We start from the raw sequence: 1,025 nt of genomic DNA on the forward strand, positions 1-1,025 counted from the left end.
GGGAGGGGATCGCGCCGGGGAGGGCGAGGGCGGTGAGGCGGCGGCGTTTGAAGTAGCGCCAGGTGCGGGGGTTTAGCTGGGTGGACAGGTAGCGTTCTGCCGCCGGGCGGAGGTTCGGGTAGATCTGGGGTTGCATCGCGTAGCCGACTGCGGCGAGGAGGTCGCTGAGGTCTTCGGGTGCGGGTGGGGCCGACGCCGCGGCGTCGGCTTCCAGATCAGGCAACAGCGCGTCGACGATCGTCACCGGCACGCGGTTGCTGTTCTGGTACGGCGCGAGGCGCTCCAGCAGCAGGTCCGTGCCGGCGCGGGCGACGGGCAGGCCGTGGAAGGTACGGGCGGTGAGCAGCGCGGTCGAGAAGCAGGCGACGACCAGCGCCGGCCGCAGCCGCTGGTAGACCACCTCGGCCAGCACGGGCACGTCCACGACCGTCAGCCGGGCGTCGAGCCGGGCGGCCTCCTCCTCCAGCATCCGCGACCAGCGGGCCGGTGCCGAGGGGTGCGGTTTGAAGAGCACGTCGCGGTGGCCGCGCCGGACCGCGCCGCGCAGCATCCGCACGTGCAGCCGCTCCTCCTCCTCGGGGGAGAGGATGTCCAGCGCCGACAGGTACTGCCCGAGGAGCAGCGCCGCGCCCTCGGGGGCCTCCGGCAGGCCGGGGCAGCTCTCGGAGAGCTCGGCCAGCACCTTGGCGAAGGCCTCGGTGGGCACGGTCTCCGCCTCGACCCCGAACTCCGTGAGCAGCAGCGGCTTCAGCCCGGGCACGAGGTCCAGGTGGAGCAGGCGCCGCACGCGCGTGCCGATCAGCGGATCGAGCTTGCTGCGCGTGGGCCCGTAGCTCATCAGCCCGTCGGCGTAGACGTCCAGGGGCGCGTCGGGGAAGACCTGGGCGAGGGCGAGGGCCGGGTTGACCTGGATGGATTCCAGGACGATCGCCACGTCGTCCGTGCCGAGCCCCCACAGCAGCCGCAGGTACCGCTCCCACAGGGGGGCGTCGTCGGGGCGCGGGGACCAGCCGGCGGGGTGGAAG

At 73.5% G+C, this 1,025-nt stretch carries 1 protein-coding gene; it reads right to left on the reverse strand.

Features of this window, described 5'->3' with window-relative positions:
- Positions 1-1,025, reverse strand: a 1,025-nt coding sequence (locus tag K6I33_RS35230; protein ID WP_229358859.1) for an alpha-2,8-polysialyltransferase family protein, incomplete at both ends; no start/stop codon positions are given.

This window comes from Streptomyces sp. UNOB3_S3, from assembly GCF_020740895.1.
Taxonomy (GTDB): domain Bacteria; phylum Actinomycetota; class Actinomycetes; order Streptomycetales; family Streptomycetaceae; genus Streptomyces.